Genomic DNA, 3,732 nt, shown 5'->3' on the forward strand with positions numbered 1-3,732 from the left:
TCCTTGACATTCCTTTCCCTACCCACTTCCCGCATCCGTTTCTCTCCCCACTCCAGAATTTGAACTTCTAAATTATTGCCTTGAGCATTGGGGTCAACTCGAAACCACAAAATACCTGCAATATCTGCTCCTATTTCTGGAATTATCAATCCCGCAATAGCCATAACTTGACTGTTGCTATCTTCCCATAAACAAATATCGCGCTGCTTGTCTACAGACGGAGTTTCCAATTGCATGAGCATTTCTGCCGGAGACGGCCATTCATGGAATTGATGAACTAATTCACTACTATTTAGCAATTGAGCGATCGCCTCTAAATCTATCTCACCTTTATAGGGGCGAGATGTTAATGTTTTGATGCTCATAATTACCTCATTTATTTATATAGCACTATAGTTTTTTAACCAATTCATTCTTCAATAGGATAAAAGGGAAATTGACAAGATTAGAAAACTATCTTCTCGCTTCAAAAGCAAATCTCTCTGTTGTCCCTTATTTATTTTGAGGGAAAGGGTGCGGACATCTCATCAGACAACACCAGATTTTTCGCTCCTTCTTTCTCTCCTAAAAAACTAATCGCCCTTTTTCCTTCTTCCTTCTCGTATAAATGGTGTACTAACACACAAATCTTAATTAATAACTGATATGATAAGATAGTCTGGCCAAAAGAAAAAATTAAAAATAAAGTTCCATACTCTATGTCTTCTGATGATTCTATCTCAACTACTTCCACCTCTACACCAGAAGTAAGTACCAACTTACAAGTCAGATTCAAAACAGAGGAAGGAAAACTGTTATTACTCTTGCCACCAGAATTTAATAATGGTGAGATAGAAAGTCCAACTGCTATGACCTGGACAGAAATTTGGCAACAGTTTAAGCAACGCCTCAAAGCAGGAGAAAGATTTTGGCAGCCAAAAACAGAGGTACAGCTCATTGCTTTTGACCGCTTATTAGATACTCGTCAACTGCAAGAAATAGCTGAAGCTCTTTTAGAAGTAGAACTAGAATTAACAACAGTTCAAACTTCACGTCGCCAAACTGCTGTAGCAGCAGTCACAGTTGGCTATTCTGTAGAACAAAAATTTGACATTATTACTCTCAACCAAGCTCCTACAGAAAAAGTTCAACCTATGTTTGAACCTTTATATTTACAGATGACCATTCGTTCCGGAGTAGAAATTCGGCACCCCGGTACGGTAGTAATTGTAGGAGATGTTAATCCTGGTGGTTCTGTCATTGCTGATGGAGATATTCTAGTGTGGGGTCGTTTACGAGGAATAGTCCACGCTGGTGCTAAAGGAAATTCTCAAAGTGTAATTATGACTTTACAGATGGAACCAACTATTATCAGAATTGCAGGGCAAGTAGCTAGAGGGCCAGAAAAACTACCAAATCAATTTTATCCTGAAGTTGCTTATGTGACAGATCAAGGGATTCGTATTAGTAGGATGGTAGACTTTGTTAAGATACGGCGTTGAAGAAGTAGTCAGTAGTCAGTAGTTGGTAGTTGGTAGAACCGAGAAAATGCTCCTGTAGAAAATTTATTGGAATTAGGAATTAGGAACTAGACAACACTATGTCTTTAAATTAACGTGCAATATATTAAGAGGGCGCAAACAAAATAAGTATGTAACGAAAAGTAAATTCACTCAAAAACTTATTCTCCTTTGGCACCTAGCAAATCATAACGACAATTTTTCACCCCAACCTCATTCTCTAGTGTCTTTACAAAATCAATCTTCCTTGACAAAATCACAGTTTTAATGTAACAAGAATAAGCTGATATTTCTGAAGTTAACTTTGAAGTAGCAGATTTTTTGCAGTTTACATATCTAAAAAATTGGGTAATGAAATAATTATTATCCTGTTAGAAACTTTAAACTTAATCTAAAATACCAAAATAATCTCTAAGTTTTGACTATATACAATTCTTTATTTCTTAATTTCTAATAGCTTATGAGCAAAATTATTGTTATTACTTCTGGTAAAGGTGGAGTGGGAAAAACTACTTGCACAGCAAACTTGGGCATGGCTTTAGCTCAAAAGGGTCGCCGAGTAGCCGTAGTTGATGCAGATTTCGGATTAAGAAATTTGGACTTACTACTAGGTTTAGAAAACAGAATTGTTTATACGGCAGTAGAGGTTTTAGCAGGAGAATGCCGCCTCGAACAAGCAGTAGTTAGGGATAAAAGACAACCTCGGTTGGCACTTTTACCTGCTGCTCAAAATCGAATGAAAGAAGTAGTTACTCCCCAACAAATGCAAGAGTTAGTCAATATGTTAATACCAAAATATGACTATATTCTGATTGACTCTCCTGCTGGAATTGAACAAGGTTTCCAGAACGCGATCGCCCCGGCCCAAGAAGCTATAATTGTTACAACCCCAGAAATATCTGCCGTCCGTGACGCGGACAGAGTAATTGGCCTTTTAGAAGCCAATAATGTTAAGAATATCCATCTGATAGTTAATCGGATTAGACCTCAGATGGTCCAAGCTGATGAAATGATGTCAGTACAAGACGTAGAAGAAATTCTTGCTATCCCACTGATGGGAATTATTCCAGATGATGAGAAAGTAATTGTATCTACTAACCGAGGCGAACCTTTAGTATTAGCAGAAAATATTTCTCTCGCAGGCTCAGAATTTGTTAATATTGCTCGTCGTTTAGATGGAGAAAAAGTAGATTTTATTGACCTAGACCCCCCACAAGAAAATTTCTTTACTTGGTTGCGTAAATTATTATCATCTAAAATTGTTTAATATGGAAAAAATTACAATTTACTGAATAAATCAACTATTGAATTAACAATAAGCTAATGTTAAATGAAATTATAGAAAAACTTTTTTCTAGAAATACTCCTAGTAGTCGTAATGAAGTTAAGCGTCGTTTGAAGCTGGTTATCGCTCATGACCGTGCCGATATCAATCCAGAAATAATAGAGGCTATGAGAAAAGAAATTATGGAAGTAGTATCTCGCTATGTTGAAATAGATGACAACGATTCAGAATTTTTGTTAGAAAATAATCAAAGAGCTACAGCATTAGTGGCAAATTTGCCTATTAGACGTATTAAAGCCAGCTCAGATATTCACAATAGTTAAATAATCTCAGTTAAGTATCTGTAAAAAATTAATTCAATATTTGCTTGAAGTAGGAAACAGGCAGAATAAAATAGACCTCATCTGAAAATAGCTGTTGGGGACTCCCGTTATCAACGGTTAGAGGAAAACAGCTAGCAGATCAACTATTTTCCTCTTAAGCTTAATTTTCAGATTTTTCAACTGACTTTTGAGACTTAAGTTTTAGTGAATCAATGAAATCACTAATTACCTGGGTTATTGTTTTCTCATTACGGTAAATATACAAATAATTTTGTCTAACTACTTATAGAAAAATCATGGATCTAATACCATTGGGTGAAAAAAGAATGTTGCGCATAATTTGAGTGATTTCTAGACTTTACCAATAATGTACTTTTACTTTTGACTAAAAATTAAACTTTCTGAACTACTAGCAATAACTTAACTATTTATACCAAATATTTATCAAAATGATATAACACATTGTCTACATAGACAATCATATCTAACAAGTGAACTACGCACCGAGCTTGTTTACAGCGCTTTTCATATTGATGAACCACATCGTCATAATCACGCACCCTGTAGGGAAGTTTCATGGAACGTCTCTACTGTGGTATATCGAAATGAAAACCGCTGTAATAGC

The 3,732-nt window shown here is 35.8% G+C and carries 5 protein-coding genes and 1 pseudogene; 3 read left to right on the top strand and 3 right to left on the bottom strand.

Annotated elements, in window-relative coordinates:
- Both F6K13_RS23265 and F6K13_RS23270 read right to left on the bottom strand, forming a co-directional pair.
- Window positions 1-365 (bottom strand): annotated as a pseudogene (locus F6K13_RS23265) (GNAT family N-acetyltransferase); the annotation flags it as partial.
- Between the two features lie 131 nt (window positions 366-496).
- Entirely contained in the window at window positions 497-757 is a 261-nt protein-coding gene (locus F6K13_RS23270; protein ID WP_287278296.1) for a hypothetical protein, read from the bottom strand.
- Here F6K13_RS23270 and minC point away from each other — a divergent pair.
- From minC to minE, 3 genes are all read left to right on the top strand, one after another.
- Window positions 699-1,481, top strand: coding sequence for a septum site-determining protein MinC (gene minC, locus F6K13_RS23275; RefSeq protein ID WP_124147280.1), 783 nt, complete (start codon window positions 699-701; stop codon window positions 1,479-1,481). The two genes, F6K13_RS23270 and minC, sit on opposite strands and share 59 nt — an antisense overlap.
- 478 nt (window positions 1,482-1,959) lie before the next feature.
- Entirely contained in the window at window positions 1,960-2,766 is an 807-nt protein-coding gene (minD, locus tag F6K13_RS23280) for a septum site-determining protein MinD (protein ID WP_124147279.1), read from the top strand.
- Window positions 2,767-2,822: 56 nt separating this feature from the next.
- Window positions 2,823-3,107: a cell division topological specificity factor MinE gene (gene minE, locus F6K13_RS23285; protein WP_124147278.1), complete on the top strand. Its 285-nt coding sequence runs from the start codon at window positions 2,823-2,825 to the stop codon at window positions 3,105-3,107.
- Window positions 3,108-3,535: 428 nt separating this feature from the next.
- Here minE and F6K13_RS23290 read toward each other — a convergent pair whose 3' ends face one another.
- The gene (locus F6K13_RS23290) at window positions 3,536-3,685 is read right to left on the bottom strand and encodes a hypothetical protein (RefSeq protein WP_161564712.1); all 150 of its coding nucleotides are present in this window, start codon (window positions 3,683-3,685) and stop codon (window positions 3,536-3,538) included.
- Window positions 3,686-3,732: the final 47 nt, after the last annotated feature.

The organism is Okeania sp. SIO2B9 (genome assembly GCF_010672505.1).
GTDB classification, from domain to species: Bacteria; Cyanobacteriota; Cyanobacteriia; order Cyanobacteriales; family Microcoleaceae; genus Okeania; species Okeania hirsuta.

Coding starts and splice junctions, on each gene's coding strand:
- minC (WP_124147280.1), top strand. CDS start 699: ATGTCTTCTGATGATTCTATCTCAACTACTTCCACCTCTACACCAGAA.
- F6K13_RS23290 (WP_161564712.1), bottom strand. CDS start 3,685: ATGAAACTTCCCTACAGGGTGCGTGATTATGACGATGTGGTTCATCAA.
- minD (WP_124147279.1), top strand. CDS start 1,960: ATGAGCAAAATTATTGTTATTACTTCTGGTAAAGGTGGAGTGGGAAAA.
- minE (WP_124147278.1), top strand. CDS start 2,823: ATGTTAAATGAAATTATAGAAAAACTTTTTTCTAGAAATACTCCTAGT.